The sequence below is a fragment of the Macrococcus bovicus genome, from assembly GCF_004359575.1.
Lineage (GTDB): Bacteria > Bacillota > Bacilli > Staphylococcales > Staphylococcaceae > Macrococcus > Macrococcus bovicus.
The window spans coordinates 1-25,664 of record NZ_SCWF01000012.1 but is presented as its reverse complement, the minus strand read 5'-3'; the positions used below and the strand labels follow the sequence as shown (position 1 = coordinate 25,664).

Genomic DNA, 25,664 nt, shown 5'->3' with positions numbered 1-25,664 from the left:
TTTTTAGTGATGATCTGTCGGAACGGGTTCATCCGGAATCAAGGCTGCAACAATCAGTGCCAGGACAGCGAAGACAACAGCCATGACATTGGCAGTCATCAGATGAAGTTCATGGCCGCCGCCTAAGCTCATCAGTACGAAATTGATCATATGGACGAGAATGAAAGCCCATACAAACGTCATAATATAATGCATGTTAAATCCCCCAATAATTGATATACTATTGATTATAGAAGAGTTGATGGAAAAAGTATACCCCTACATGAGAGGCGAAATATGAAAAAAATCAGTCTGTTGCTCATCCTTGTTGCTGTACTTTTAGTTGCCATTTTCATGTTCAGCCGTCCTCAGCACCGGCTGGCAACAATCGGCTTTCTTTTCCCGGACTCCATGTACGACCAGACATGGGGGACTGAAGGCTATAAAGGCATGCTGGAGATCGCCCAGTCTTATGATACCGCATTCTTTTATGAGCAGAATATCAATACAAGTGAGGAGATCAAGACTGCTGTCAAGCGCATGGCAGACCGGAACGTGCAGGTGCTGTACGGCCAAGGCATGGAGTTTTCTGATGCCTTCAATGAGGTGGCAGCAAAATATCCTCATATTCATTTTGTGGTGTTTAACGGTGAATCCAAAGCGGACAATGTCACCATTGTTAATTTAGATGCCTATGCCATGGGATATCTGGGCGGTATGGCGGCTGCGCATCAGTCTAGGACGGGTCATATAGGCGTCATCGGTTCCTTCAAGACACAGCCTGAGATAGAAGGTTTCAAGGACGGCGCAAGATATGAAAATAAAGCGATCAAACTGCACGAATACTATGTCAAAACCTTCAGTTATGACAGCCGCGGCACTGATATCGCGGAGGATTTCATCAAAAAGAAAAATGTGGATGTCCTCTTTCCGGCTGGTGATGGCATCAATGCCGACATTATGTCGTATGCCCGGGATAACAATATCAATGTCATCGGCTTCATCAGTGACCAGAGCAATTACGGCCCTCAAGTATTGATGAGTGTCCAAGTCAAGATTCCCGCAGCTTACATGAAGGTGGCAGAACTGTATGAAGAAGGGAGACTGCAAGGTGGGCAGCTGGACTGGGGCATAAGAGAGGACTTAGTCGGCATGGGTAAACTCTCTAAACGGATGGATGCTCAGTTCAGTCAACAGCTGAAAAAAGAGCTGGCTCATTACAAAGAAACGAATCTGCTGCCTGGCGGTCAGGAGCCTCCAGCAGAGCATGATGCTTACCATCAAGATTGATATCCAAGCTGTTCTATGATAAATTAGTACCTGGTTATAATAACAGATTATAAGTAGGTGGATAGAAGTGAATATAGGGATAGTCGGTATTGGTGGTTACGTGCCAGAAAAACGGATGACCAATCATGATTTCGAAAAATTTCTCGATACATCTGATGAATGGATCACAAAAATGACAGGTATCAAGGAAAGACGATTTGCTGCACCAGATGAGGACACGAGTGACATGGCTGTCAGAGCTGCTGAACGTGCGATTGAAGATGCAGGCATTGATAAGAATGAGATAGATATGGTGCTCGTTGCCACGTCAACAGGCGACCACAGGTTTCCTTCTGTCGCCTGTCAGCTGCAGGAGCGTCTCGGTCTGCGCCAAGTCCCGGCAATGGATCAGCTCGCGGCATGCACAGGATTCATCTATTCGATGGTGACAGCGCAGCAATTCATCCAGACAGGGGTCTGTAAATACGTCTTGGTTGTCGGGGCGGAAAAATTATCGAAGATAGCAGATATGACGGACCGGAATACCGCTATTCTCTTCGGTGACGGCGCCGCTGCGGTCGTGATGGGCCAAGTCGGCGAAGGACACGGCATAAAGGACTTTCAGCTCGGCAGTGATGGTACTGGCGGAGAGTATCTCTACGACAGAAAAGAAGATCATATGCTCGCCATGAACGGCCGGGAGGTCTTTAAGTTTGCGGTGAGAATAATGGGTGATATGGCGCAGAAGACGGTGAGTGAAGCGGGGCTTGAACCGGATGATATCGATATGTTCATCCCGCATCAAGCGAATATTCGGATCATGGAATCGTCCCGCCAAAGACTCGGCATCGACAAAGAGAAAATGAGTGTGACAGTCGATCGTTATGGCAATACATCTGCTGCATCTATCCCTCTGTCCTTGCTTCATGAACTCGAAAAAGGTACGGTAAAGGAAGGCAGTATAATTGTACTCGTAGGATTCGGTGGCGGACTGACATACGGTGCCATTACAATCGTCTACGGTAAATAGGAGGATAATATGAAGAGAAGAGTAGTGATTACAGGTATAGGGGCGTTAAGTCCGCTGGGGAACGATGCACCTACCACTTATAACAATGCGATTAAAGGCGTCAATGGCATCGATTTTATTACAAGACTTGATGTCTCTGACTTCAGCGTGAAGATTGCTGGAGAACTGAAAGATTTCAACATTGAAGACCATCTGGAGAAAAAAGAGGCGCGTAAGATGGACCGCTTCACGCAGTACGGTGTAGTGGCTGCACGTGAAGCACTGAAAGACAGCGGCCTTGAAATCACAGATGATAACAGTGCCCGTGTCGGCGTGTGGGTCGGCTCTGGGATCGGCGGAATGGAATCCTTTGAGAACGCGTATGATCAGATGCTGAAGCGTGGACCTAACCGCATCAGTCCCTTCTTCGTACCGATGCTGATTCCGGATATGGCTTCAGGACAGATTTCGATTGATCTCGGTGCCAAAGGTCCGAACGGCTGTACGGTTACAGCATGTGCGACCGGGACGAATAGTATTGGTGATGCTTATCGTATCATTCAGTATGGTGATGCTGATGCGATGATAGCAGGAGGTGCAGAGGCCCCTATCACGAAGATGGGTCTCGCTGGCTTCATCGCCAATAAAGCATTATCTACTCATAACAATCCAGACGAAGCATGCCGACCTTTCCAGGAGGGGCGAGATGGATTTATTATGGGCGAAGGTGCAGGTGTAATCGTTCTTGAAGAACTGGAACATGCCAGAAAACGGGGCGCGCATATCTACGCTGAAATTGTCGGCTACGGCAATAATGGCGATGCCTACCATATCACAGCACCTGCACCAGAAGGAGAAGGCGGTGCACGTGCGATGAAGATGGCCATTGAAGATGCGGGTATTACACCGGATCAGATTCAGTACCTGAATGCGCATGGTACGAGCACACCAATCGGCGACCTCTATGAAACAAAAGCCATTAAATCTGTTTTCGGCGAAGCAGCGAAGCATCTGAAGATCTCATCGACGAAGTCAATGACAGGCCATCTGCTCGGCGCAACTGGTGCTATTGAAGCCATATTGACCGCACTGGCGATTGAGAAAGGAACTGTGCCACCGACGATTCATCAATCTGCACCAGATCCGGGATGTGATCTTGACTATATTCCGAACGAAGCAATTGAGATGGATATTGAATACGCATTATCTAACAGCTTAGGATTCGGCGGGCATAATGCAGTGCTCGTCCTCAAAAAATATCATGATTAACTGATAAAAGAGAAGACTCAGGGTAAAACCTGAGTCTTCTCTTTTATTTGATCAGATAGGACAGTCCGAGTGAGATGATGAGACCGGCAAGGGCGGTCACAATCATGGGAACAGTGAATGGATATTTTTCATTGCGGATCTTGACTTCCTTCTGATTATACAGCTCATCATCAGCCATCGTCTCTTTCAAGCGTCTGGGCGCAGTGACGTAGTGGAAACGTCTGAAAGAATGACCCATGATGCTGAACGCTCCGTCTGAAAACATATAGAGAAGAAGACCGAGACACAGCAATAGCATGGACAAGATAAACAGGCTATCGAGCAGATGGATAGTCGTGAAACCTCTCAGCAGCGTCAAAAGGAAACTGATAGCGAGCAGGACTGCTGCTAAGAGTGTATATATTTTAATTTTCATGATGTAACCTCCACTTAATACTCCAATATTATTGTACAGTAAAAATGATTTGATGTATAACAGTTTATCAAAGTTGAGTATGACAGTCGGATTATCGGTGATATAGAACAGGAAATCAGTTTCTAAAAGTATATATATACAATTATATAAATATATATTGATATAATAACACTTTAACGTGTTGAAATAGGATAATTTTATACATTTTAGTTCTCTCTTCTTCTAAAAAATGTATTGCCAAAAATAAGAATGTATCATTATAATGATTTTAAGTCTTTAAGATCATAGGGAATAAGAGGTGTAAGTGACTGAATTTTTTTTTGTAATATAACAGTTTTATTTTTTTAGGATGAGTTATCAGAATAATCATGTTTTTCTGATTAAACTTCAAAAAGTAGTATGAATTTTGTGAAAACTTAGTTATGATAGTTTTTAAGCTTAACTTAAAATGAAGAAGGAGGAACTATAATGTTAAAATTTGCACTTAAAAGACTGGGATTCATGCTCATCACGTTGTTTATTGTTACAACTGCAACATTCTTCTTGATGAAGTTAATGCCTGGATCTCCCTATAATGATGAAAAATTATCGGCTGAACAAAAGCAGATAGTCAATGAGAAATATGGCTTAAATGACCCTGTTGGTGTTCAGTATGTCAACTATATGAAAAACGTGGCTCAAGGAGATTTCGGTAACTCTTTCCAGTATGATAATAGACCGGTTACTGAACTTATCCTTCCGCGCTTAGGCCCATCGGCTGAGATCGGGTCTTATGCACTCATCTTTGGTACAATCGTAGGTATTTTTCTCGGGATTGTGGCTGCGGTCAAGCAGAACACCTGGGTGGATTATTTAGCGACTATCTTCTCCGTTATCGCCATCTCTGTCCCTTCATTCGTCCTTGCTGCCTTACTGCAATTTTATTTCACAGTTGAATGGCGCCTGCTGCCGACAGCGGGCTGGGAGGATATCACCTATGCCATCTTACCGGCACTTGCTTTATCTGCCGGGGTTATTGCAACTATTGCCCGTTATATCCGCTCAGAGATGATTGAGGTACTCGGTTCAGACTATATTACACTGGCGAAAGCGAAAGGGAACTCGACAAATAAAGTGCTCTTTGGTCATGCGCTCCGCAACGCCCTGATTCCAATCATCACTTTAATTGGACCGATGGCAGTCGGTATCCTGACGGGTGCACTGACCATCGAAACAATCTTTGCAATTCCAGGTCTCGGAGAACAGTTCGTCCGTTCGATCCAGCAGAACGACTATCCTGTTATCATGGCCCTGACGATTATGATCAGTTTCTTATTCATTCTCGTATTATTCATTGTAGATGTACTTTACGGTATTATTGATCCGCGTATCCGAGTACAAGGAGGTAAAAATTAATGGTCAATGAAAAAGAAGTCTATACACATGCCGACGTTGATCAGGAACTATCAACGAACAGAGCCCAGCCCTTTGTGCTCGCTAACCGCGAAGAGATAGATGAAGAGAAAATCGAACGTAAGAGTAGAACGTTCTGGCAGGATGCCTGGCTGCAGCTGAAAAGCAATAAAGCTGCCATTCTAGGCTTGGTCGGCCTTATTTTACTGGTGATTATGTCTCTGATCGGTCCTCACATCACATCTAACACCGATAAGATTGATCTGGATAAGACAAGTCTGCCGCCTAAGATTCAGGTGCTGGAAAAAGTACCGTTCCTACCGTTCGATGGTGTCGATAAAAATAATTATGATGCTTACAAAGAAAATAATATCAAGGAGTACCACTGGTTTGGGACAGATTCATCAGGACGTGACCTGTTCGTGCGTGTCTGGAAAGGGACGCAGACTTCGATTCTGATCGGCCTTATCGCCGCTTTCCTTGATGTCGTCATCGGTATTACATACGGTGCGATCTCAGGTTTCTTCGGAGGCACTGTTGATAACGTCATGCAACGTATTATCGAGATCATCGCCTCTATTCCGAACTTGATCATCATGATCTTATTCGTTGTATTCTTCGGTCCAAGTTTATTGACCATCATTCTGGCGATGTCTGTTACCGGCTGGATCGGGATGAGCCGTATCGTCCGCGGTCAATTCCTGAAACTGAAGACACAGGAATATGTCATGGCATCTAAAACACTGGGTGCGACAAACTGGAGCTTGATCTTCAAGCATATCTTACCGAACACACTGGGTCCGATCATCGTCACTGCCATGTTCTCTGTACCGAGTGCGATTTTCTTCGAAGCCTTCTTAAGCTTCATCGGTTTAGGTGCGCCACCACCGGCAGCATCGTTAGGAACGCTTGTCAATGACGGCCGTAAGATGCTGATGATCAATCCATATCAGATGTTCGTGCCTTCCACTATTTTAAGTTTACTGATTCTATGCTTCTACTTATTCGGTGACGGTGTACGTGATGCCTTCGACCCGAAAATGCGTAAATAACAAGGAGGAAATATAAATGGCACAAAGAATTTTAGAAGTGAGAAACCTGAAAGTTTCCTTCGACATTCATGCAGGAGAAGTACAGGCTGTCCGTGGCGTAGATTTTCATCTGGATAAAGCTGAGACGCTGGCCATCGTAGGGGAATCGGGTTCCGGTAAATCAGTCACAACGAAAGCGATCATGCGTCTACTTCCAGAGCCGCCGAGCCGTATTAAAGAAGGTCAGATTCTCTTTGACGGTAAAGACTTAGCGAAACTCTCTGAAAAAGAAATGCAGAAAGTCCGCGGAAAAGATATCTCAATGATCTTCCAGGATCCGATGACTTCCCTGAATCCGACAATGAAAATCGGTAAACAGGTCATGGAACCGCTGATCAAGCACCAGAAGCTGTCTAAAGCAGACGCAAAAGCACGCGCCTTAGATATTCTGCACTTAGTCGGTCTCCCGAATCCGGAAGGTCGCTTCAACAACTATCCTCACCAGTTCTCTGGCGGTCAGCGTCAGCGTATCGTTATTGCAACCGCCCTGGCCTGCGACCCGAAAGTCCTGATTGCTGATGAACCGACAACAGCGCTTGATGTTACCATCCAGGCACAGATTCTGGAACTGATGAAAGACTTGCAGAAGAAAATTGATACGTCCATTATCTTCATCACTCATGACCTGGGCGTGGTAGCGAATGTCGCAGACCGCGTGGCCGTTATGTATGGTGGACAGATTGTTGAGACAGGCACGGTCGATGAAATTTTCTACGACCCTAAACATCCTTACACATGGGGTCTCCTGTCCTCCATGCCGAGCCTTGACACTTCACAGGATATGGAACTGAAAGCCATTCCGGGTACACCGCCTGACCTGATCAAGCCGCCGGTCGGTGATGCGTTTGCCCGCCGTTCTGATTACGCGCTGCAGATTGATTTTGAACAGGAGCCGCCTTGGTATCAGGTTTCACCGACTCACTTTGTCAAATCGTGGTTGATGGATCCACAGGCACCGAAAGTAGAGCCACCCGAAATGGTAAAAGTGAAACAACGAAATCTCCCGGGTCAATTTGACAAGCCGAGACAAGTAGAGGGGGTAAGTTTCTAATGCGTGAAGATTTAAATAAAGACCTTCATCCCGATGCAGTTGAAGAACATACAATTGAAAATGGGCCTTTAGTCGTTGGTGATAAGGACCTAGTAGAAACAACGGATCAATATACAGAGCGTGAACTGAACAAGACGGAACTGACAGAAGCAGAAAAACGTGCTGCAGGCTATACAGAGCATTATGGCGACGGCAAGGAGAAGCTGATTGAAGTTCATAACTTGAAACAGTACTTTAATGTCGGCAAATCCAACGAAGTAAAAGCGATTGATGATATCTCGTTTGATATTTATAAAGGAGAGACGCTCGGACTGGTTGGAGAATCAGGCTGTGGTAAATCCACGACCGGTCGCTCACTCATTAAATTATATAATGCGACGGGCGGAAAAGTTTTCTTTGACGGTACAGACATTCAGTCGATTAAACGTAAGAAAGACTTATTGCACTTTAACCGCCGCATGCAGATGATCTTCCAGGATCCATACGCATCGCTCAACCCGCGTCTGAAAGTCATGGATATCATTGCAGAAGGTATCGATATTCACAAGCTTGCGAAGAGCAAAGAAGACCGTGCGAATCGTGTCTATGAATTACTGGAGACAGTAGGTCTGAACAAAGAGCACGCCAACCGTTATCCGCACGAGTTTTCGGGCGGCCAACGTCAACGTATCGGTATCGCACGTGCACTTGCAGTTGAACCTGACTTTATCATTGCAGATGAACCGATTTCAGCGCTTGACGTGTCGATTCAGGCACAGGTGGTCAACTTGATGCAGCGTCTTCAGAAAGAGCGGGGTATCACTTTCCTCTTTATCGCCCATGATTTATCGATGGTGAAATATATCTCAGACCGTATCGGAGTCATGTATTTCGGTAAACTGGTTGAAATCGGGCCGGCAGATGCGATCTACAACAATCCGCTGCATGAATATACAAAATCACTTCTGTCAGCAATTCCATTACCGGATCCGGAGAGTGAACGGACACGCGTACGTCGCACATACAATCCGGATGTCCATGCTTATTCAGCAGATGACGTACTCGAATTACGTGAAGTCGCACCTGATCATTATGTCTACTGTTCACCGAAGGAATATGAAGTTCATAAAGCCAATTACAATCATCATACCCAGAATGAACCAGTGGCTGAAAGACTATGATAAATAATTGAATTTTTGAATTTATATAAATTTTAAAAAATTCTAAAAACTTTTAAAAAAAGTATTGCTATACAAGAATGGTTAAAATATAATTAATACAAATCTTCTGAAAATTCAATACAGATTGATTTTCATCAAACATTAGGGGGCACACTCATGAAGAAACAAAGTTCATTATTCTTGGCATCATTAATCGCAGTTTCAGGTTTCACAGCAGCATGTTCATCAGGCGGCGGAGATAATAAAGATGCAAGTAAAGATGCATCAAGCGGCTCAGGCGGCGGAGAGAAACAAGTCCTGAACTTACTGGAAGGTTCAGATATTCCATCTCTTGACTCATCTATCGCAACTGACCAAGTTTCATTCAATGTCTTCAATCAGGTCTATGAAGGTCTGTACACTTTAGACAAAGATGACAAAGCGGTGCCAGGTGTGGCAGAAGGCGAACCAGAAAAGTCTGAAGACGGTAAGACTTGGACGATCAAATTACGTGAAGACGCAAAATGGTCTAACGGGGACCCTGTTACAGCTAAAGACTTCGAATTTGCCTGGAAACGTACATTAGATCCGAAAACTGCATCTGAGTATGCCTACGCGATGTATGACCTGAAAAACGCTGAAGCAGTCAACTCAGGTAAGATGAAACCTGATGAGCTGGGTGTTAAAGCGATTGATGACCATACTCTTGAAATTCAGTTAGAGTCAAACGTACCATACTTCAAAGAGCTGTTAGCGTTCGGTACGTTCATGCCTCAGAATGAAAAGTTCGTCAAAGAAAAAGGGGATAAATACGGAACATCTAAAGAAGATGTCATCTACAACGGACCATTTGTTCTGAATGACTGGAAAACAGAAGAAAAGTTCCAGCTGACACCTAACAAAGAGTACTGGGATAAAGATAAAGTAAAATTAGATGAAGTGAACTACACAATCGTTAAAGACCAGCAGACAGGTCTTAACCTTTACACAACTGGTAAAGTTGACCGTGTCGGTTTAACAGCTGAGCAAGTTTCTAAGTACAAAAATGATCCAAACTTCTCAACTGAATTACAGTCATCTACTTATTTCATGCGTCTGAATGAAAAGAATAAAGACCTGGCGAACAAGGACCTGCGTTTAGCTTTAGCAAAATCAATCGACAAAGAAAAATATGTTAAAACATTATTGAATAACGGTTCTGAAGCGACAGACAGCTTAACACCGAAAGATTTCCTGAAAAATGAAGCAGGCGAGGACTTCCATGACGGCATCAAATCACCACTTAACTACGATACAGCTGCAGCTAAGAAAGCATATGACGCAGCGAAAAAAGAACTGGGTAAAGATAAATTTGACTTCGAGTTATTAACGTATGATGCTGATACATCTAAGAAAGATGCAGAGTACTTCAAAGATCAAATTGAAACGAACTTACCAGGCGTCTCAATCACTATCAAACAACAGCCATTCAAACAGAAGCTTGACTTAGAATCTAAAGGTAACTACGATATCGCATTCTCTGGTTGGGGTCCTGACTATCCAGATGCGATGACATTCCTTGATATGTTCGTTACTGGCGGACCGCACAACCAGATGAACTACTCTAATAAAGAGTACGACAAACTGATTAAAGAAGGTAAAACAACTTTACTGGATGATCCAGAAAAACGCTGGACTACATTACAAGATGCTGAGAACTTATTCTTAGAAGATGCAGCTCTCATCCCGATGTACCAACGTGGAGCGGCTCGTTTAGTTCAACCTTACGTGAAGAACTATGTGACTCACAAATTTGCTGGGGACACTACACTTAAAGAAACTTACATCGAAGGCAAGAAATAATATGAAAGGAGCAATCAGCTGATTGCTCCTTTTTTGAATATAAAAATCACGGTCAGAAGACCGTGATTTATTTGCGTTTACGGCCGAGGCCCATCGCATTCTCCATTTTTTTCAGCATCTTATTCGCTTTTAGGCTCGCTTTCTCGGCACCGCGGTCTAAAATGGCATCCAGTTCGTCCGACTCCATATAATACTGATATTTTTCCTGGAACTGTGTGATAAAGTCTGCGACAACTTCAGCGAGATCACTTTTAAATTCGCCGTAGCCTTTGCCGGCATATTTTGATTCAAGCGCTTCAATCGTCTCACCGCTGAAAATAGAGTAGATGGTCAGCAGGTTGGAGATTCCCGGTTTGTTCTCTGTATCAAATTTGACGACGCCTTCAGAATCCGTAACGGCGCTCTTGATTTTCTTCGCGACGGTGGCCGGTGGATCAAGCAGGGAGATAAAGCCCTTTGTATTGCTGTCGGACTTGCTCATCTTCTTAGTCGGTTCCTGCAGACTCATGACACGACCCCCGACTTTCGGCATGCGGACTTCAGGGATCGTGAAGATGTCATTATAGCGCGCGTTAAAACGTTCTGCGAGGTCTCTGGTCAGCTCAAGATGCTGCTTCTGGTCATCACCGACAGGGACGATCTTAGTGCTGTATAACAGGATGTCGGCAGCCATGAGCGGCGGATAGGTGAGCAGACCGGCAGGAATGCCTTCTTTACGGTCTTTCGCTTTATCCTTATACTGTGTCATACGCTCCAGTTCACCGATAGTCGAGATAGAAGTCAGCATCCAGCCAGCCTGTGCATGAGCGGGTACTTCCGACTGAATGAAGAGCGTAGCCTTATCAGGATCGATGCCGCTTGCGAGATAGAGTGCAGCAAGTGAACGGATATTATTGCGAAGTGCCTTCTTATCTTGAGGGACTGTGATAGCATGTTGATCGACGATGCAGAAATAGCATTCGTAATCGTCCTGGATATCGACGAATTGTCTGAGTGCACCGATGTAGTTGCCGATTGTCGGAATACCACTCGGTTGAATGCCTGAAAATAAAGTTTCCATAGCGAGGCTCCTTTTCAAGGTGTTTGTTATATTGTACACTATTTCAGCCTGACGTTAAATATGACGACTTTGCGAAAAATTATTGAAAAATGAAAATTAATTCATTTTTCTCATTTAATTCTCATTTTCTTTCATTATAATAAAGTCATAAGGTTAGCAGATGGAATTTCTGGTATCAGGTTTAATGACTTGACACGAGGGAATAGAGAATTAAATGATTCATCACTAATCTCAATTAAAACTATTAGGAGTGTGAGATGTATGGTAACATTATTTACTTCACCTAGTTGCACATCTTGCCGTAAAGCGAAAGCATGGTTACAAGAACATGATATTCCGTATACGGAGCGCAATATTTTCTCAGAAAATTTATCCATTGACGAAATAAAAGCAATTTTACGCATGACAGAAGACGGAACAGACGAGATTATCTCAACACGTTCTAAAACGTTCCAGAAATTAAATGTCGATATCGATGCGCTGCCGCTGCAGGAACTTTATCAGATTATCCAGGACAACCCGGGACTCCTTCGTCGTCCGATCATCCTGGACGAAAAACGTCTGCAAGTTGGCTATAACGAAGATGAGATTCGTCGTTTCCTACCACGTAAAGTCCGTACATTCCAGCTTCTTGAAGCTCAACGTATGGTTGACTAAGCTGCCTCTTTGGAGGTAGCTTTTTTTAATCAAATTGTTAGGTTTTTACCGGTGAGTATAATACAATAATGATACTACTCATCGGTAAGGAGGTATTGGGATGAGAATAGAACGCATTAACGAGTCAACGATTAAATTTTATCTGACTTATCGTGATATTGAAGAACGAGGTTTCAGGCAGGATGACCTGTGGATGAACCGTCGTAAAGGGGAAGAATTCTTCTGGTCCATGATGGAAGAAATCAATGAAGAAGAGGAGTTTACGGTCGAAGGTCCTCTATGGATTCAGGTACATGCTTTCGACAAAGGGATCGAATTCGTTGTGACGAAGTCAAAGCATGATGATTTCCTGCACCCTCCTGAAGAAGAGACAGCTGATCAGCTTGAATATCAGGTCAATGAATACTTGAATAAAGCGCTGGAACATAACCACGGCGTAGCGGATTTACTGGACAGAGCATCAGAAACAAATACACGTAAGGAAAGCCGTGAATTAGTCGCAGAGTTCCGCAGCCTGGAAGAAGTCATTCAGTTCAGTCATGCGGACAGCATGGAAGTGGATATGGAAGACTTGCTCTATATGTATGACAACAAATATTATTATTATGTTCATTTTGACAACCGGGCTACAGAAGACGCGATGGACAACTATGTGGCGCATCTGTTTGAGTACGCGAATCCTTCTAAGATGAATCATCCGATGCTTGAGGAATACGGTAAAGTCATTATGAGTTATAATGTGCGTCGTCAAGTGAGACATTATTTCTCAGTATAATTTACACAAACTACAGAAACTTTAAAAATAAAAATGTCCACTCTCTACGATTATTAAGTAGGGGGTGTTTTTATGTTGATCGCTGTCACAGAAGCGGGCATCTATACGCATGCACATCAGGCTGATCTAAAGATTCGCTATCGCTGTCCGGTATGTCTGAAACCCGTGACCTTAAAGCAGGGTCGCTATAAGATTGCACATTTCTCGCATCAGCGTGTGATTGACTGTCATAAATCAAGCTATAAGACAGAATCACCCGCACATCTGCAGGGGAAGCATCATCTCTATGATATGGCGAGAGAGCATCAGGTCAGTATGGAATATTTTCTGAGTGAGATCGAACAGATACCGGATATCCTGGTAGACAGGACACTTGCCGTCGAGCTGCAGCTGTCTGTCATTCCGGTCGATGCCATATTACGCAGGAGCGCGGGGTACAGACAATTGAATATGGCTGTCATCTGGATAACAGATGACGAGGCTTTATCGCGGACAGGCGGGGCCCTGAAGCTGACAGCATTTCAGCGCTCGCTCGTCACGACTGAGCGCATGCAGCTCTTCAGCTACCATAAGAGTGAGGATCAGTTCTATTGCTATCAGCTGTGTGATGTCACGCCGACACTTGCTGTGACATATGAACGATATAAGGTGACAGGTTTTGAGTCGTTCACGCGTGAAAGAGCCGTTGTCAGACAATCTTATCGTATAACAAGAGCACTGCAGAACAGTTTCATCAGACGCTGTCTGCAGATGAAGGATATAAGGGAACCGACACTGAGCGCCCTCTATCAGCTGGGCATCAATCACCGGACTTTGCCGTTATCTATCGGCATTGTGGTGCCGCTTCAGTTCTATATAAGGACGCATCCCATCACCTGGCAGAGTGTCCTGCTTCTGATGCTGAAGAAGAAGACCTATTCAGTGGAACGATTTGCGGAGCAGCTGGATTATTACGGTGTGCATACGCATTTTACTGAGCATGAGCTGGCAGCTGACCTCGTCGCACAGTATTTAGCCGCTTATAAGAATTTATGCGTGCATTAATGACTGAAAAGTGAGAAAATTAAAATAATCTATTTTTTGGAGGGAATTATATGGCTGAACTAATCACTAGAGCAGAACAGAAATTAGAAAACACATGGGATTTAACCACTATCTTTAAAGACGATGCCGCTTTTGAAGCCGCATTGAAAGAGACGGAAAGTTACATCGGGCGCGAGGAAGAAGTCAAGGGCCACCTCGGAGACAGTGCGGAGACATTATATCAGGCGCTCCTACTGGATAGTGAGATTGATGAGCAATTAGGCAAGGTCTATACATATGCACACTTAAAGCATGATCAGGATACATCTGATGCCCATTATGCAGGGATGGAACAGCGTGCGGCCTCACTTGCTGCCAAGTTATCCAGCGCCTGGAGTTTTATGCTGCCGGAGCTGATGACGATCGACGAAAAGACAATCGCCAGCTTTATAGAGGAGAAGCCGGAGCTTGAGCGCTACAAGTTTGATCTGGAGCGTATCATGAAAAAGAAAGCGCACGTCCTGTCTGATAAGGAAGAAAAGATTTTAGCTGAGGCGAGTGAGGCGCTGTCTACTCCGAGTAATGTATTCGGTATGTTCAACAATGCTGACCTGAAATTTGAAGATGTCGCGGATAAAGACGGGCAGATGCATCCTTTATCACAAGGGACGTACAGCAAATATTTGGAGTCAGAAGACCGCGTACTCCGCGAAAATGCATATAATGAAGTGTACCGTGCCTATGGCCAGTTCAATAATACCTTGTCGCAGACATTGAGCGGTAAAGTGAAAGCCGCGGTATTCTCAAGTAAAGTGAGACACTATGATTCGCCGCGGCAGCAGGCGCTGAGCAACAATGATATTCCTGAGGCGGTCTATGATAATCTGATCAAGACGATTCATGAACATCTGCCGCTCTTACATCGCTATACGAAGCTGCGTAAGGAACTGCTCGGCTTGGAAGAGATGAAGATGTACGATATGTACACACCGCTCGTACAGGATGAGAAATTTGAAGTGACTTATGAAGAAGCGAAGAAATGGGTACTTGAATCACTTGAACCGATGGGTGAGGAGTATACAGCTGTTATCGAGGAGGGCCTGAACAATCGCTGGGTCGATGTCTATGAGAATAAAGGAAAACGAAGCGGTGCGTATTCATCTGGTTCATATGGCACGAATCCATTCATTCTGATGAACTGGACAGATACGGTGAACAATACCTTTACACTAACCCATGAGTTCGGTCATTCAGCTCACAGTTATTTCTCAAGAAAAAATCAGCCGTCCAATATGTCTGGCTACTCGATCTTTGTCGCTGAAGTGGCCTCAACTTGTAATGAAGCGCTGCTCGCCCATCATATGTATCAGAAGCTGACAGATGAGAAGAAAAAATTATATTTACTTAACTATCAGCTGGAAGGCTTTAAAGGGACCGTCTTCAGACAGACCATGTTCGCTGAATTCGAGCACTTGATCCATACACTTGCCCAGAATAATGAGCCATTGACCGGAGAACGTCTGAATGCGGAATATGGCAAGCTGAATCAGAAGTATTACGGCGATGCGGTGGAAACAGACGACAATATCTCTAAAGAGTGGAGCCGTATCCCGCACTTCTACTACAACTACTATGTGTATCAGTATGCGACAGGCTACAGTGCGGCATTAGCCTTAAGCAATCAGATTCTCTCTGAAGGAAAGCCGGCAGTCGAGCGTTATATAAATGAGTTCCTGAAAGCCGGCAGCTCAGATTATCCGATCGAGGTATTGAAGAAGGCGGGTGTTGATATGACGACGAGCGAACCTATAGAACAGGCCTGCAAAGTCTTTGAAACACGCTTAGATGAGTTTGAAAAATTAATCAAAAAAATGTATAACAGTTAATAAAACGCTTTCATTATGACAATAATGTGAAGTTGGATATATATTATTGCGATGATATGAAAATCATGATATATTACCAATATGAAATTTATCACATACCAAACATACCCCTTTGTTTGAGTGAAAATTTCTCCCATCCCCTTTGTTAAAAATACCGTGTATACAGACACGGTATTTTTTTTGTCTTTTTTTAAGGAAGAAAGGGATAGAGAGAGCGATAGCCTGAGCAACGTCCCGCAAACGGCATCTGCGGGACGATACCCAGTGAATCCGCAGCGCATCCTGTAAGCAACGTCCCGCAAACAGGATCTGCGGGACGATACCCAGTGAAACCGCAGCGCATCCTGTAAAGCAACGTCCCGCAAACAGGATCTGCGGGACGATACACGGTGAAACCGCAGCGCATCCTGTAAGCAACGTCCCGCAAACGGGATCTGCGGGACGATACATCATATAAAGCACCACTCATATTCAAACAATTCCATAAATAAGAAAAGAGTGACCATCACACGGGATGATCACTCTGTTTTACGCCAGTATTTGTTGTCATTATAATTGACTTCTTCGATCAAACTCATTAACTTCAGCTTCTTCAGTTCACGGTCCAGTATCTTCTTCGGCCATTCATAAATGATATCAAGCTCTGTCTCACTGACGAGTTCATTTTGCGCGATATAATCATAGATGGTAGGTGGCAGCTCTTTCTCGATGTCCATTTCAATGAGTTCATTGATGATATACGTATAAATGGCATACGGCTGGACGCCTTCTACTTTCAGTCCGTCATCCTCATAATTCTCATTGAAGAAAACAAGCGTCGGAGACATCGTCACTTCCATCTCACGGGCGATATGCTGGTCGACTTTCAGCGAGTTCGTGACATGAATACTTCTGATGTCCTCAGCAAAAGTATCAAGATCCAGCTGTGCCTTCGCTGCTGACTGCATCAAAAGCTCGCGCGTGATAATATCATTTTTCGTCATGGTCTCATTCTGCAGGTAGCGCAGAAACATAGCAGCTTTCTTACGTCCCTGGAGTTCAGCGGCCTTATAGGCGAGTGCGATATTATCATCTTCCGTCGTGCTCTGTGCCTGGCATTTTGTCAGGATGCGCAATGTCGGCAGTAAGATATGCTTGATCTCTATATACGGGTTATATTCAATTTGCAGTTTACGAAGGATAGACTTCAGTTCCCAGCTGTCCTTGCAGAAGGGATCGAAAAAAGAGTAGATCTCAATCTTCTTTAACGGCTGCAGTGGAATATTCGTCTGGCATTCAATAAGCTGTAAAGGTTTCATGCAATCACCTGCGTTTATTCTTCAGAATTCACCATATGTGTGGCAGTCATTTTGAGACGCTCCAATATAAATGTTCTGAGTTCACTGTCCATATCGAAATCATGCAGTGCACGGGTCATATCGTCGATCCAGGCATCACGTTCGAATGTCGTGATTTTAAAAGGAAGATGGCGCATTCTGAGCATAGGATGACCGTGCTCTGCTGTATAAAGAGAAGGTCCTCCTAAAAACTGTGTTAAAAACTGCTTCTGTTTGCGGGCGGTCTCGGTAAAGTCACCTGGGAAAAGATGATTGATTCTTGTATCGTCTTCTACATAAGAGTAGAAGCGATCGATGACGGCTTCAAGAGTATCCTGCCCGATTGCTTCATAAGGTGTAACCATATTTTTCGTCCTTTACTCTAATATATCACTTATATGGAATTATGAAAGTGATTTGCTTGTAAGCGCTTTATGTCTGGCGTAGAAGCGCTGAATTTTATTGAGGGGTTTCTTGGACTGGATGCCTTGCTGTGAGAGAAAAGTCTCAAACTTCTCTAAGCCGCTCTCGTAGTCTGACACCTCATATTCTAGCTCGAAATCCTCTGTATCCAGGTAATGGCTGGCATCGAGTACAAGCAGGCCGCCGTCATAAGGAATCTCGCGTCGTTCTGTCGACAATGCACCGACGATAGAGAGAGAGTCCAGCGCAATACCATGTGATTCCAGCTGCTGTCTGATATTCTCAGGCAGCTGATTTTCATCGATATGCTCTTCATCGAGAATCGCAGGATGAATCTCGCCGTGATATTCCATGTTACCGATTTCCTGCGGGATTTTCAGTGTCATCATCAGACTGTCACCTGTATCGCGAATACGAAGCGCAATGCGTGCTGCCGCAATCTCTTCATGGGCGTTGTCTATATAAAAGTTCGTCTGAGTGATCACTGCCGCTTCTTTAAAATAAGTATTGCGTAGCCGGTCGTATACAGGGTAGTCGATTAAATTCTTGAATTCAATTTCTAATTCTTCCACGTTATCCCCTCCAACACTTATTATGGCGGACAATCTATTTGAAGTAAAGTCAGAGGGATTCTCTATATTGAAGCGCTTTTTTGTGATAAAATATGTTTGTCAAAGGAGAGATTATAATGAATTTACATGTTAATGAAATCAAGTTAGTGGATGATCAGGTCCATGTCTTTACTGCAGAGGAGCCACTCGAGCTGACAGCGACCGGTCAGATGATTACAGACAGCGATCATTTTCAGTTCGTCTATCAGCTGGATGATGGCGCACGTTACCAGCATCTCCGTTTCGTAGAAGAGACGTGGGAGATGATGAGCCAGTACAAGGACAAAGACTGGTATTTATACGGAACGATTGAACTGATCCGTTTCGCTGAGGAATTTGAATTATTACTCGACAATATTAAAGATAACCATAACTACGGCAAAGCATTTACCGAGAAAGTAGAAGAGGTATTCGCGTTATAAAGGGGTGAGTCCGTATGAATCAATGGGACATATTTTTAGCGCCTTATAAACAGGCGATAGATGAACTTAAAATGAAGTTAAAAGGGATCCGCAAGCAGTATCAGTCAGCAGGGCTTTCTTCACCGATAGAATTTGTGACAGGTCGGGTGAAGCCGATTCCGAGTATCATCGAAAAGGCCAACCAAAGGGGAATTCCATTCGATAAACTGTCTGAGGAAATGTATGATATCGCGGGTCTCAGAATGATGTGTCAGTTCGTTGACGACATTGACACAGTCGTTCAGCTGCTGCGTGACCGCAAAGATTTTGAAGTGGTTGAGGAGCGGGATTACATCAAGGAGACAAAGGAAAGCGGCTATCGTTCCTATCATGTCATCATCCGCTATCCGATCGAGACGCTTGAAGGCCAGAAATTTATTCTGGCGGAGATACAGATACGCACACTGGCCATGAATTTCTGGGCGACGATTGAACACACGCTCCGTTACAAATACGACGGTGATTATCCGCCGCAGATTCAGACGCGTCTTGAAAACGCGGCAGAGGCGGCCTATCTGCTCGACCAGGAGATGTCTGAGATCCGGGAAGAGATTATTGAAGCGCAGAAGTTCTATACCGAACAACGAAGTGAACGATAAGGAGAACGCATATGAAATTTGCGATATTATCTAAAGGCGATTCAAAAAGTGATGCCCTTAAACAGAAGATGATGAGTTATATGAAGGACTTCGATATGATTCAGGATACTGAGGAGCCGGACATCGTCATTTCTGTCGGAGGCGACGGGACGCTTCTCCAGGCTTTCCATACATACAGTCATCGGCTGGATGACTGCAGCTTCGTCGGTATTCACACAGGTCATCTGGGTTTCTATGCAGACTGGCTGCCGCATGAAGTCGAAAAGCTGATCATCGCCATCAAGAATGAACCGATGCTGCGCATAGAGTATCCGCTCATTGAAACAATCGTGCGTTACGAACAGGGACGCGAAACACGATTTCTCGCTCTGAATGAAGCGACTATCAAAACCCATAACGGTGCGACACTGGTCGTTGATGTGGATATTCGTGGCCAGCACTTTGAACGTTTCAGAGGAGACGGACTCTGTCTGTCCACGCCTAGCGGGTCTACAGCGTATAATAAAGCGCTGGGCGGTGCGCTGATGCATCCGTCACTGGAAGCGATGCAGATGACGGAGATCGCTTCCATCAACAACCGCGTGTTCCGGACAGTCGGCAGTCCGCTGATCCTGCCGAAGCATCATACACTTCAAGTCACCCCGGTGAATAAAGGGAAATTTATGCTGACGATTGATCACATCACAAGTGAACATCAAGGTATTAAGTCCATCCAGTACCGGGTGGCAGACGAAAAAATAAGATTTGCCCGTTTCCGTCCATTTCCTTTCTGGAAACGCGTGCATGATTCCTTTATTGCGAGTGAATAATAATTAAAATTCAAAGAATCCTTTAACGATAAGCGTTAGAGGATTCTTTTTAGTGATTTTTGATATCAAAAAGGGCAGAAAAAGGGCAAACTTGTTTAACTACTGGATACGCTGAGAGATAATCATGTGATTTTTAAGAGTTGTGCAGTCCTAAAATAGGATAGCATCTACCTGGTACAGAGCAGATCAGCGTAAACAATCCTTACGCATAACCTGGACGATTGATAGAGGACTAGAATAGGCTCATATTTGAGCGTATTAATATAAGAAGGAGTAAACAGCTATTACTCCCTTATATGAAGGATAGGAACACAGTTCCGGACCTTTAGAAATTAAATTCAAAAGTATTTAAGCTATAGATATCTACTAAAAATATAATAGAAAATCATTACTATAATTCCATTTATAACAGCAAATTTTAAATCAAAGGGGTGTTTTTCCTTTGAGAAATGATTTAACGCCCTATCTGTAATGGCAAACAATACAACAAACATTGTAAGCATGATGATACTAGTCAATATGAATGTAATTGGATCTGTCATGTCTTCATCTCCTTATTTTATAGTTACGTCCGATTATGGACTTAAAGTATTTTCTAATTGCTGACCGCTTCCAGCTTAGTCATCATATCCTTATCCATCTGCTCAGTCATATGGCTATATATCTGTAATGTGGTCTTATGGTCAGTGTGGCCAACTCTATCCATTATGGCCCGTAGTGATATACCCAGCTGACTTAATAAAGAAATATGGCTATGTCGTAACGTGTGAGTGGTTACATGTTTGGTGATCAGTCGCTTGCCCTGGTCATCCTTAATATCTTCAATAGCCAGCTTGATGTTACGGTTTATAGAAGAAAGACCCATAGGATTGCCAAAGTGATTAGTAAAGATAAACCCTCTATCTGTATATTCATTCTCCCACTGTATAGCTTTCTTGTTCTCTAACATGACCTTACGCAATATGTCACAGCTTCTACTTGTCAGCGAGATAGTTCTGTAGGATGCCTCTGTCTTTGTCGTGTCCTTGGTGCCGTGTCCGTCTTCACCTTGAATCCAGTGAATCGTTCCATCAATCTCCAGTGTCTGAGCTTCAAAGTCGATATTTTCGGGCTGTATAGCTAACAGTTCACCTATACGCATGCCATTTAGAGCCATGAACTCCACTATATAAGCACTCATCATATTAGAGCGGATATAGCTTCCAGCTCTCTTCTTGCTGGCCATATCGTTCAGCTTATCAACTATCAGCATGATCTCGTTCATTTCGAGATAGTTCTCTCTTTTAGCTTTAACTTCTTCTCGAGTCTTTGCCTGTTTAGGTATCTGTACATCATCAAGATAAGATATATCAGCCAGCTTATATTTCTTCTGTAGGTACTTCATTATATTCTTAATGATGCTCATAGAGTCCTTGACGCCTTTATAGCATATATTATCATTTATCAGGTTATCTATTAGATGCTGAAAGGTGGTAGCGTTCATGCTCTTAACTAATATATCGCTGTCTATGCTTCGCTTGATATGATCTACTCGATGATATTTGGTTATGATGGTGGACTGCTTAGACCCCGATATTATTTTGTAGCGTTCAAACCACTCATCACATGCCTGGTGAAACGTCAATGACTTCAATGAGATAGGTGTCTTGTCATCTAACTTATTCTTTATCTTCTCTTCTAACTGCTTTTTAGCCTCTCTCTGAGATGGCTTAGTGTCCTTGTTCATTACAACACTGACACGCTTCCACTTGTCCGTTAACGGGTCCTTGTACTTCTCATAGAAGCGGTACTGCTCTTGACCATCTTTATTAGTAAACTTCTCACTCCACATATATGACACCACCTTATATAGTATGCCTGGCCACGATAGAAGCGGTCAGATCGTTAATAGTTTGACTGATTGAATAACAGTAGTGAAAAAATGATAACTGATGCTGATCTGATAGGAGCAATATTCAGCTGATACATCCGAAACATTACTTCTAGTGGCTGAGTCCGTTAATATCGCACTCAGGTTAATTTAGCTTTAAGTTCAATTGGATATAAAAATAGGTTAACCGACACCATGGCCCGCGTGATTATCTTAGAGTGACAGCCCTTAAATGTGAGAGCATTATAACTATTGGTTATAGAGCTATTAGTCTAAAATGACTGACAGTATAGAAGATGATAAGGCTCAAATTTGAACATTGAGCAGATCAACTTTTAAAAGTGATGATGCTACAGAGGGGAGCGGTGAAATGCCGACCCCTTTTAACAAGTGTAGTTATAAATACGCTTGTAGGTAGTGCTTTATATTCACACCATTAGAAGCGGTTAAAAAAGTCCATAACAAAAAGACTTAGCTTAACAGGAAAGTCAGAACGACTGTTGTTTAGTTGTGATGATTGATTAAATATTTCAATGCCAGGACGATTTAACTGTTGATCTATCCGCTTCATATTGAGCCTCCTTATCTTCTATATATTTAAGATCGTGATCCCTGTAACTGTTAGTTATAGAGCCTATAGGTAGGGACGGAACAATATTCCGATGCTTATTCTTTATAATATTTTTTAATTAGATTAACTTTAGAAATTGATTCGTTAATAATACTCTTTAAATCGTTATATAATTTTTCATCTGCATTTTCTCGAAGATTGTAAACAATAAGTGACTCTTTCGAAACATGGCGACCATCATAAAAGTAAGCCTCTAATTCACCTAATAAGTTTTCAAGTGAAGAAATTGTCTTATTTATAGAACCGATATTTGTATAATCTTCATTAGTGATTACAGAAGCGGTGGCTTCTTTGCATAAACTATCTAACTTTTCATTCAAAGTCTTACCATCATAGCTATTATTGTTAAGAAGATAAGGTTGATATAAAGCAGCTAATTTTAAGGATTGAAAATAAGCTTTTAAAATATCCTCATCTGAGATGTAAGATGCAAAAAGTTCTTTGCGACGATGTATAAAAAAGTAATCTTTTAAGTAATTTTCAATATTTTCATCTATTTGAAAGAAATTGTTATCTACTCCTAGCAAATATGAAGAGGGTACACCAAATATTTCAGCTGCACTATTAATAAGATCATTCTTTATGAAAGGTAACATATTATTCTCAATATAATCTATCTCTTTCTCATCAATATCTAATAACGTAGATAACTCAGAAGCTGTTAATTTGCTTTGATTCCTCAATCTCTTAAATCTATCTTTGAATCTTTCGTTAGAATATAGTAAATCTTCTACAGAGATACCGCCAATATCAGCTATAATTTTTAATCTTTTTTTATTGGGTAATTGTTTTCCATTTTCCCAATTTGAAACTACTCCAGATTTAACACCATCTATTTTCTCTCCAAATTGAGCCATTGTTAAACCTAAATTTTCTCTTATAGTTCTAATAGACTTTCCAACTTCTTTTTTATCCATCATACCACCTCAATAAAATTATATAACAAATAGTTATGTTTTTCTATGTTTTAATTGACTATAAACAAAAGAGATAATATAATATTTTTGTAAGTTATGTTTTACTATGTTTTGGAGGTGAGTTAATGTTAAAAGTCGTAGGATATAGAAAAATGTTAGGAATGACACAAGAAGATATGGCTAAGGTTTATAATATCTCAGTTCAAGCTTATCGTATGAAAGAGAACGGAAAAACCTCGTTTAAAAACAGCGAAATGTTAATATTTAGAGATTTACTTAGAAAAGAAGCTTTTCCGAAAATCACAATAGACGAAATTTTTTTTAACTAATTTGCTATGTTTTTCTATGAATGAGGAGGTGAAGTAATGAATAACCTGGCAATCGTACCAACTCCACAAAATACAGTAATGAATGAAAAAGAAGTTAAAGAGCCAAGGCATAGGCACAGGCATGAGTAAGGTGTGGTGCCGAGGGCATAGGCACAAGCATGAGTAAGGTATGATGCCAGGTGTGAGCCTGGGCATGAGTAAGGTGTGATGCCAAGGCATAGGCACAGGCATGAGTAGGGTGCAGTGCCGAGGGCATAGGCACACGCATGAGTAAGGTGTAGTGCCAGGTATGAGCCTGGGCATGAGTAAGGTGTAGTGCCAGGTATGAGCCTGGGCATGAGTAAGGTGTGATGCCAGGTATGAGCCTGGGCATGAGTAAGGTGTAATGCCCAGGCATGAGCATGATCGTGAGTAAGGTATGGCCAGGGCATAGGCGTATTATAAAAATATATTTCTTCTAGAATAATGAATGATTAAAATTCATACACAAACTATAATTTTAAAGTAATACTATTGACTCAATGACTTATTTAATACCCCCCTTACTAAATTTCTAGGAAACCAAGCCGAAACAACGGCGCCCTCCCCAAACTCATACAAAATTCGCTCGAAAAAAATTCAGAGTAAGCAATTAAAAAAAGTAGAATAATTCGCTAAAAAAACGGCAATTTCTAGGCTTCAAAACAGGCGTTTTAATCCTTATTTTGATGTTTTTTTGAAATTTTTATTTTGTGTTATCTAAAAAAAATAAAAATGAGGTAAAATTATGGCTATAACACTTAAAGAACATTTTGCATTAAAAAGTAAAGTTATTGTTGAAGTTAAACCAGAAATTTCTTCCATAAAGAAGCTAGAACATCAAATTAAAAGATATAATAAGAAGAATAAAGCTAAACACCAAAAAAACAGTAAAATTAAACCTCTCTGATTAGAGAGGTTTTTTATAATATTTTAGAACATCAGTATCTTTTAGCAAATTGACGAAAAATTTTGTTATATTAAATTCATTGGATGGTGATACTTTGAAGAGAAATAAAATGCTGTTATTTACAATTTTTCTATTAATAATCCTGATGCTATTACTTATTGGTTTTGGGTCAATTTTTAATATGGACGATATAGCTGTAAATGAAAAAGGGATAACAGTAATCATCAGTATTATAGCTTTATTTAGTACTGTCGGAGGTTCATATTTAGGAGCTAAGGTAGCTGGAGATAATGCACTCTTACTCTATAAGTCGGAACAGAACGCTAGAAAGAATGATATGGCGAAGAAAATCTATTATTCTGTGTATACAAATGTAGTAAGAATTAGTGATTTTTATGTTAGATATAATGAATATGTGAAGCTAGCTGATTATGTAAAACCTCTAGAGCTTAATCCTTTAAATAAAAGCACTTTTAGTAACCAGTATATAGATTTATTAGAAGTACCAATAAACTTAGATCGTATTATAAATAGTGAGGAATTTATTGCTATAGATACTAATTTACAAGATGATATTTTTTTATTGTGGCAACAAGTAAGAAATTTAGTATGGATGCTAAATAAACAAGATGAAAAACGACAAGGGTATGATGTAGAAGAAGTTTCAAAACAACTATTTAAAGTAATGGAGACTACAAAGAAAGTAACTTCGCAACTTTCAAGAAATTTTGATTAAATCTATTTATTAGAGATGGCTAAAGTAATTTATTTTTAGATTGTTCAAAGGAGTCTGGGACATAAATAACTAAATCTACGATTTATATAATGACTCGAAAGAAAAACGGAAATTCCATTGAGGAATTTCCGTTTTTAAGTGCAAAAAAAGAAGCTCTCTTATATAATGTAGTCACCA

28 protein-coding genes are annotated in these 25,664 nt (G+C 42.1%); 18 read left to right on the top strand and 10 right to left on the bottom strand.

Annotated features, from left to right (window positions below; translation table 11 throughout):
* Positions 1-3: 3 nt before the first annotated feature.
* A complete protein-coding gene (locus ERX55_RS09555) occupies positions 4-195 on the bottom strand; it encodes a YjzD family protein (RefSeq protein ID WP_133452351.1) in 192 nt (63 codons plus the stop codon).
* Between the two features lie 81 nt (positions 196-276).
* On the opposite strand from ERX55_RS09555, the gene ERX55_RS09550 reads away from it, so the two are divergent.
* From ERX55_RS09550 to fabF, 3 genes are all read left to right on the top strand, one after another.
* Entirely contained in the window at positions 277-1,269 is a 993-nt protein-coding gene (locus ERX55_RS09550; protein ID WP_133452350.1) for a BMP family ABC transporter substrate-binding protein, read from the top strand.
* A gap of 67 nt (positions 1,270-1,336) precedes the next feature.
* Complete coding sequence (locus ERX55_RS09545) at positions 1,337-2,278, top strand: beta-ketoacyl-ACP synthase III (protein WP_133452349.1); 942 nt, start codon at positions 1,337-1,339, stop codon at positions 2,276-2,278.
* A gap of 9 nt (positions 2,279-2,287) precedes the next feature.
* Positions 2,288-3,526 carry a beta-ketoacyl-ACP synthase II gene (gene fabF / locus ERX55_RS09540; RefSeq protein WP_133452348.1) on the top strand — a complete coding sequence of 413 codons (1,239 nt, stop codon included), beginning with the start codon at positions 2,288-2,290 and terminating at the stop codon, positions 3,524-3,526.
* Between the two features lie 43 nt (positions 3,527-3,569).
* Here fabF and ERX55_RS09535 read toward each other — a convergent pair whose 3' ends face one another.
* A complete protein-coding gene (locus ERX55_RS09535) occupies positions 3,570-3,941 on the bottom strand; it encodes a DUF3899 domain-containing protein (RefSeq protein ID WP_133452347.1) in 372 nt (123 codons plus the stop codon).
* Between the two features lie 468 nt (positions 3,942-4,409).
* Between ERX55_RS09535 and opp3b the strand changes: the two genes are divergently transcribed.
* The 5 genes from opp3b (at position 4,410) to ERX55_RS09510 (ending at position 10,456) form a co-directional block, all read left to right on the top strand.
* A complete protein-coding gene (gene opp3b, locus ERX55_RS09530) occupies positions 4,410-5,336 on the top strand; it encodes an oligopeptide ABC transporter permease (protein ID WP_133452346.1) in 927 nt (308 codons plus the stop codon).
* Complete coding sequence (gene opp3C, locus ERX55_RS09525) at positions 5,336-6,385, top strand: oligopeptide ABC transporter permease (protein WP_133452345.1); 1,050 nt, start codon at positions 5,336-5,338, stop codon at positions 6,383-6,385. Before opp3b ends, opp3C begins: the two co-directional genes overlap by 1 nt.
* 16 nt (positions 6,386-6,401) lie before the next feature.
* On the top strand, positions 6,402-7,475 hold the full coding sequence (locus ERX55_RS09520; protein WP_133452344.1) for an ABC transporter ATP-binding protein: 1,074 nt from the start codon (positions 6,402-6,404) through the stop codon (positions 7,473-7,475).
* Positions 7,475-8,635 (top strand): ABC transporter ATP-binding protein, encoded by a 1,161-nt coding sequence (locus tag ERX55_RS09515; RefSeq protein WP_243721494.1) that lies wholly within the window; start codon positions 7,475-7,477, stop codon positions 8,633-8,635. The genes ERX55_RS09520 and ERX55_RS09515 overlap by 1 nt, the downstream gene beginning before the upstream one ends.
* A gap of 156 nt (positions 8,636-8,791) precedes the next feature.
* A complete protein-coding gene (locus ERX55_RS09510) occupies positions 8,792-10,456 on the top strand; it encodes a peptide ABC transporter substrate-binding protein (RefSeq protein ID WP_133452343.1) in 1,665 nt (554 codons plus the stop codon).
* A gap of 67 nt (positions 10,457-10,523) precedes the next feature.
* Here ERX55_RS09510 and trpS read toward each other — a convergent pair whose 3' ends face one another.
* Positions 10,524-11,516, bottom strand: coding sequence for a tryptophan--tRNA ligase (gene trpS, locus ERX55_RS09505; RefSeq protein ID WP_133452342.1), 993 nt, complete (start codon positions 11,514-11,516; stop codon positions 10,524-10,526).
* A 261-nt stretch (positions 11,517-11,777) separates the two neighbouring features.
* Here trpS and spxA point away from each other — a divergent pair, with 261 nt between their 5' ends.
* The 4 genes from spxA to pepF all read left to right on the top strand — a co-directional run bounded on the left by spxA (position 11,778) and on the right by pepF (position 15,857).
* Positions 11,778-12,173: a transcriptional regulator SpxA gene (spxA, locus tag ERX55_RS09500; protein WP_133452341.1), complete on the top strand. Its 396-nt coding sequence runs from the start codon at positions 11,778-11,780 to the stop codon at positions 12,171-12,173.
* A 100-nt stretch (positions 12,174-12,273) separates the two neighbouring features.
* Positions 12,274-12,948: an adaptor protein MecA gene (mecA, locus tag ERX55_RS09495; protein WP_133452340.1), complete on the top strand. Its 675-nt coding sequence runs from the start codon at positions 12,274-12,276 to the stop codon at positions 12,946-12,948.
* A 72-nt stretch (positions 12,949-13,020) separates the two neighbouring features.
* Complete coding sequence (locus tag ERX55_RS09490) at positions 13,021-13,992, top strand: competence protein CoiA (protein WP_133452339.1); 972 nt, start codon at positions 13,021-13,023, stop codon at positions 13,990-13,992.
* A gap of 50 nt (positions 13,993-14,042) precedes the next feature.
* Positions 14,043-15,857 (top strand): oligoendopeptidase F, encoded by a 1,815-nt coding sequence (gene pepF / locus ERX55_RS09485; RefSeq protein WP_133452338.1) that lies wholly within the window; start codon positions 14,043-14,045, stop codon positions 15,855-15,857.
* 518 nt (positions 15,858-16,375) lie between these two features.
* On the opposite strand, the gene ERX55_RS09475 is transcribed toward pepF, so the two are convergent.
* The 3 genes from ERX55_RS09475 to ERX55_RS09465 are packed head-to-tail and all read right to left on the bottom strand — an operon-like array spanning position 16,376 to position 18,168.
* Positions 16,376-17,155 (bottom strand): DsbA family protein, encoded by a 780-nt coding sequence (locus ERX55_RS09475; protein ID WP_133452336.1) that lies wholly within the window; start codon positions 17,153-17,155, stop codon positions 16,376-16,378.
* A 14-nt stretch (positions 17,156-17,169) separates the two neighbouring features.
* The gene (locus ERX55_RS09470; RefSeq protein ID WP_133452335.1) at positions 17,170-17,538 is read right to left on the bottom strand and encodes a globin domain-containing protein; all 369 of its coding nucleotides are present in this window, start codon (positions 17,536-17,538) and stop codon (positions 17,170-17,172) included.
* Between the two features lie 39 nt (positions 17,539-17,577).
* Entirely contained in the window at positions 17,578-18,168 is a 591-nt protein-coding gene (locus ERX55_RS09465; RefSeq protein ID WP_165983771.1) for a CYTH domain-containing protein, read from the bottom strand.
* Between the two features lie 116 nt (positions 18,169-18,284).
* Between ERX55_RS09465 and ERX55_RS09460 the strand changes: the two genes are divergently transcribed.
* The 3 genes from ERX55_RS09460 to ERX55_RS09450 are packed head-to-tail and all read left to right on the top strand — an operon-like array spanning position 18,285 to position 20,076.
* The gene (locus ERX55_RS09460) at positions 18,285-18,629 is read left to right on the top strand and encodes a UPF0738 family protein (protein ID WP_133452333.1); all 345 of its coding nucleotides are present in this window, start codon (positions 18,285-18,287) and stop codon (positions 18,627-18,629) included.
* A gap of 14 nt (positions 18,630-18,643) precedes the next feature.
* Entirely contained in the window at positions 18,644-19,267 is a 624-nt protein-coding gene (gene yjbM / locus ERX55_RS09455) for a GTP diphosphokinase (RefSeq protein WP_133452332.1), read from the top strand.
* A gap of 11 nt (positions 19,268-19,278) precedes the next feature.
* Positions 19,279-20,076, top strand: coding sequence for an NAD kinase (locus tag ERX55_RS09450; protein ID WP_133452331.1), 798 nt, complete (start codon positions 19,279-19,281; stop codon positions 20,074-20,076).
* A gap of 353 nt (positions 20,077-20,429) precedes the next feature.
* Here the strand turns inward: ERX55_RS09450 and ERX55_RS09445 are convergent, their stop codons facing one another.
* From ERX55_RS09445 to ERX55_RS09435, 4 genes are all read right to left on the bottom strand, one after another.
* Positions 20,430-20,618, bottom strand: coding sequence for a hypothetical protein (locus tag ERX55_RS09445; protein ID WP_133452330.1), 189 nt, complete (start codon positions 20,616-20,618; stop codon positions 20,430-20,432).
* A 53-nt stretch (positions 20,619-20,671) separates the two neighbouring features.
* The gene (locus ERX55_RS09440) at positions 20,672-21,907 is read right to left on the bottom strand and encodes a tyrosine-type recombinase/integrase (RefSeq protein WP_133452329.1); all 1,236 of its coding nucleotides are present in this window, start codon (positions 21,905-21,907) and stop codon (positions 20,672-20,674) included.
* A gap of 475 nt (positions 21,908-22,382) precedes the next feature.
* Positions 22,383-22,517: a hypothetical protein gene (locus ERX55_RS11630; protein WP_279512559.1), complete on the bottom strand. Its 135-nt coding sequence runs from the start codon at positions 22,515-22,517 to the stop codon at positions 22,383-22,385.
* Positions 22,518-22,612: 95 nt separating this feature from the next.
* The gene (locus tag ERX55_RS09435; protein WP_133452328.1) at positions 22,613-23,494 is read right to left on the bottom strand and encodes a helix-turn-helix domain-containing protein; all 882 of its coding nucleotides are present in this window, start codon (positions 23,492-23,494) and stop codon (positions 22,613-22,615) included.
* Positions 23,495-23,619: 125 nt separating this feature from the next.
* On the opposite strand from ERX55_RS09435, the gene ERX55_RS09430 reads away from it, so the two are divergent.
* The 3 genes from ERX55_RS09430 (at position 23,620) to ERX55_RS09425 (ending at position 25,487) form a co-directional block, all read left to right on the top strand.
* Entirely contained in the window at positions 23,620-23,823 is a 204-nt protein-coding gene (locus ERX55_RS09430; RefSeq protein ID WP_133452327.1) for a helix-turn-helix transcriptional regulator, read from the top strand.
* A 766-nt stretch (positions 23,824-24,589) separates the two neighbouring features.
* A complete protein-coding gene (locus ERX55_RS11460; RefSeq protein WP_165983770.1) occupies positions 24,590-24,751 on the top strand; it encodes a hypothetical protein in 162 nt (53 codons plus the stop codon).
* A 109-nt stretch (positions 24,752-24,860) separates the two neighbouring features.
* On the top strand, positions 24,861-25,487 hold the full coding sequence (locus ERX55_RS09425; RefSeq protein WP_133452326.1) for a hypothetical protein: 627 nt from the start codon (positions 24,861-24,863) through the stop codon (positions 25,485-25,487).
* Positions 25,488-25,664 lie beyond the last annotated feature (177 nt).

Coding starts and splice junctions, on each gene's coding strand:
- ERX55_RS09555 (WP_133452351.1), bottom strand. CDS start 195: ATGCATTATATTATGACGTTTGTATGGGCTTTCATTCTCGTCCATATG.
- ERX55_RS09550 (WP_133452350.1), top strand. CDS start 277: ATGAAAAAAATCAGTCTGTTGCTCATCCTTGTTGCTGTACTTTTAGTT.
- fabF (WP_133452348.1), top strand. CDS start 2,288: ATGAAGAGAAGAGTAGTGATTACAGGTATAGGGGCGTTAAGTCCGCTG.
- ERX55_RS09535 (WP_133452347.1), bottom strand. CDS start 3,941: ATGAAAATTAAAATATATACACTCTTAGCAGCAGTCCTGCTCGCTATC.
- opp3b (WP_133452346.1), top strand. CDS start 4,410: ATGTTAAAATTTGCACTTAAAAGACTGGGATTCATGCTCATCACGTTG.
- opp3C (WP_133452345.1), top strand. CDS start 5,336: ATGGTCAATGAAAAAGAAGTCTATACACATGCCGACGTTGATCAGGAA.
- ERX55_RS09520 (WP_133452344.1), top strand. CDS start 6,402: ATGGCACAAAGAATTTTAGAAGTGAGAAACCTGAAAGTTTCCTTCGAC.
- ERX55_RS09515 (WP_243721494.1), top strand. CDS start 7,475: ATGCGTGAAGATTTAAATAAAGACCTTCATCCCGATGCAGTTGAAGAA.
- ERX55_RS09510 (WP_133452343.1), top strand. CDS start 8,792: ATGAAGAAACAAAGTTCATTATTCTTGGCATCATTAATCGCAGTTTCA.
- trpS (WP_133452342.1), bottom strand. CDS start 11,516: ATGGAAACTTTATTTTCAGGCATTCAACCGAGTGGTATTCCGACAATC.
- spxA (WP_133452341.1), top strand. CDS start 11,778: ATGGTAACATTATTTACTTCACCTAGTTGCACATCTTGCCGTAAAGCG.
- mecA (WP_133452340.1), top strand. CDS start 12,274: ATGAGAATAGAACGCATTAACGAGTCAACGATTAAATTTTATCTGACT.
- ERX55_RS09490 (WP_133452339.1), top strand. CDS start 13,021: ATGTTGATCGCTGTCACAGAAGCGGGCATCTATACGCATGCACATCAG.
- pepF (WP_133452338.1), top strand. CDS start 14,043: ATGGCTGAACTAATCACTAGAGCAGAACAGAAATTAGAAAACACATGG.
- ERX55_RS09475 (WP_133452336.1), bottom strand. CDS start 17,155: ATGAAACCTTTACAGCTTATTGAATGCCAGACGAATATTCCACTGCAG.
- ERX55_RS09470 (WP_133452335.1), bottom strand. CDS start 17,538: ATGGTTACACCTTATGAAGCAATCGGGCAGGATACTCTTGAAGCCGTC.
- ERX55_RS09460 (WP_133452333.1), top strand. CDS start 18,285: ATGAATTTACATGTTAATGAAATCAAGTTAGTGGATGATCAGGTCCAT.
- yjbM (WP_133452332.1), top strand. CDS start 18,644: ATGAATCAATGGGACATATTTTTAGCGCCTTATAAACAGGCGATAGAT.
- ERX55_RS09450 (WP_133452331.1), top strand. CDS start 19,279: ATGAAATTTGCGATATTATCTAAAGGCGATTCAAAAAGTGATGCCCTT.
- ERX55_RS09445 (WP_133452330.1), bottom strand. CDS start 20,618: ATGACAGATCCAATTACATTCATATTGACTAGTATCATCATGCTTACA.
- ERX55_RS09440 (WP_133452329.1), bottom strand. CDS start 21,907: ATGTGGAGTGAGAAGTTTACTAATAAAGATGGTCAAGAGCAGTACCGC.
- ERX55_RS11630 (WP_279512559.1), bottom strand. CDS start 22,517: ATGAAGCGGATAGATCAACAGTTAAATCGTCCTGGCATTGAAATATTT.
- ERX55_RS09435 (WP_133452328.1), bottom strand. CDS start 23,494: ATGGATAAAAAAGAAGTTGGAAAGTCTATTAGAACTATAAGAGAAAAT.
- ERX55_RS09430 (WP_133452327.1), top strand. CDS start 23,620: ATGTTAAAAGTCGTAGGATATAGAAAAATGTTAGGAATGACACAAGAA.
- ERX55_RS11460 (WP_165983770.1), top strand. CDS start 24,590: ATGGCTATAACACTTAAAGAACATTTTGCATTAAAAAGTAAAGTTATT.
- ERX55_RS09425 (WP_133452326.1), top strand. CDS start 24,861: ATGCTGTTATTTACAATTTTTCTATTAATAATCCTGATGCTATTACTT.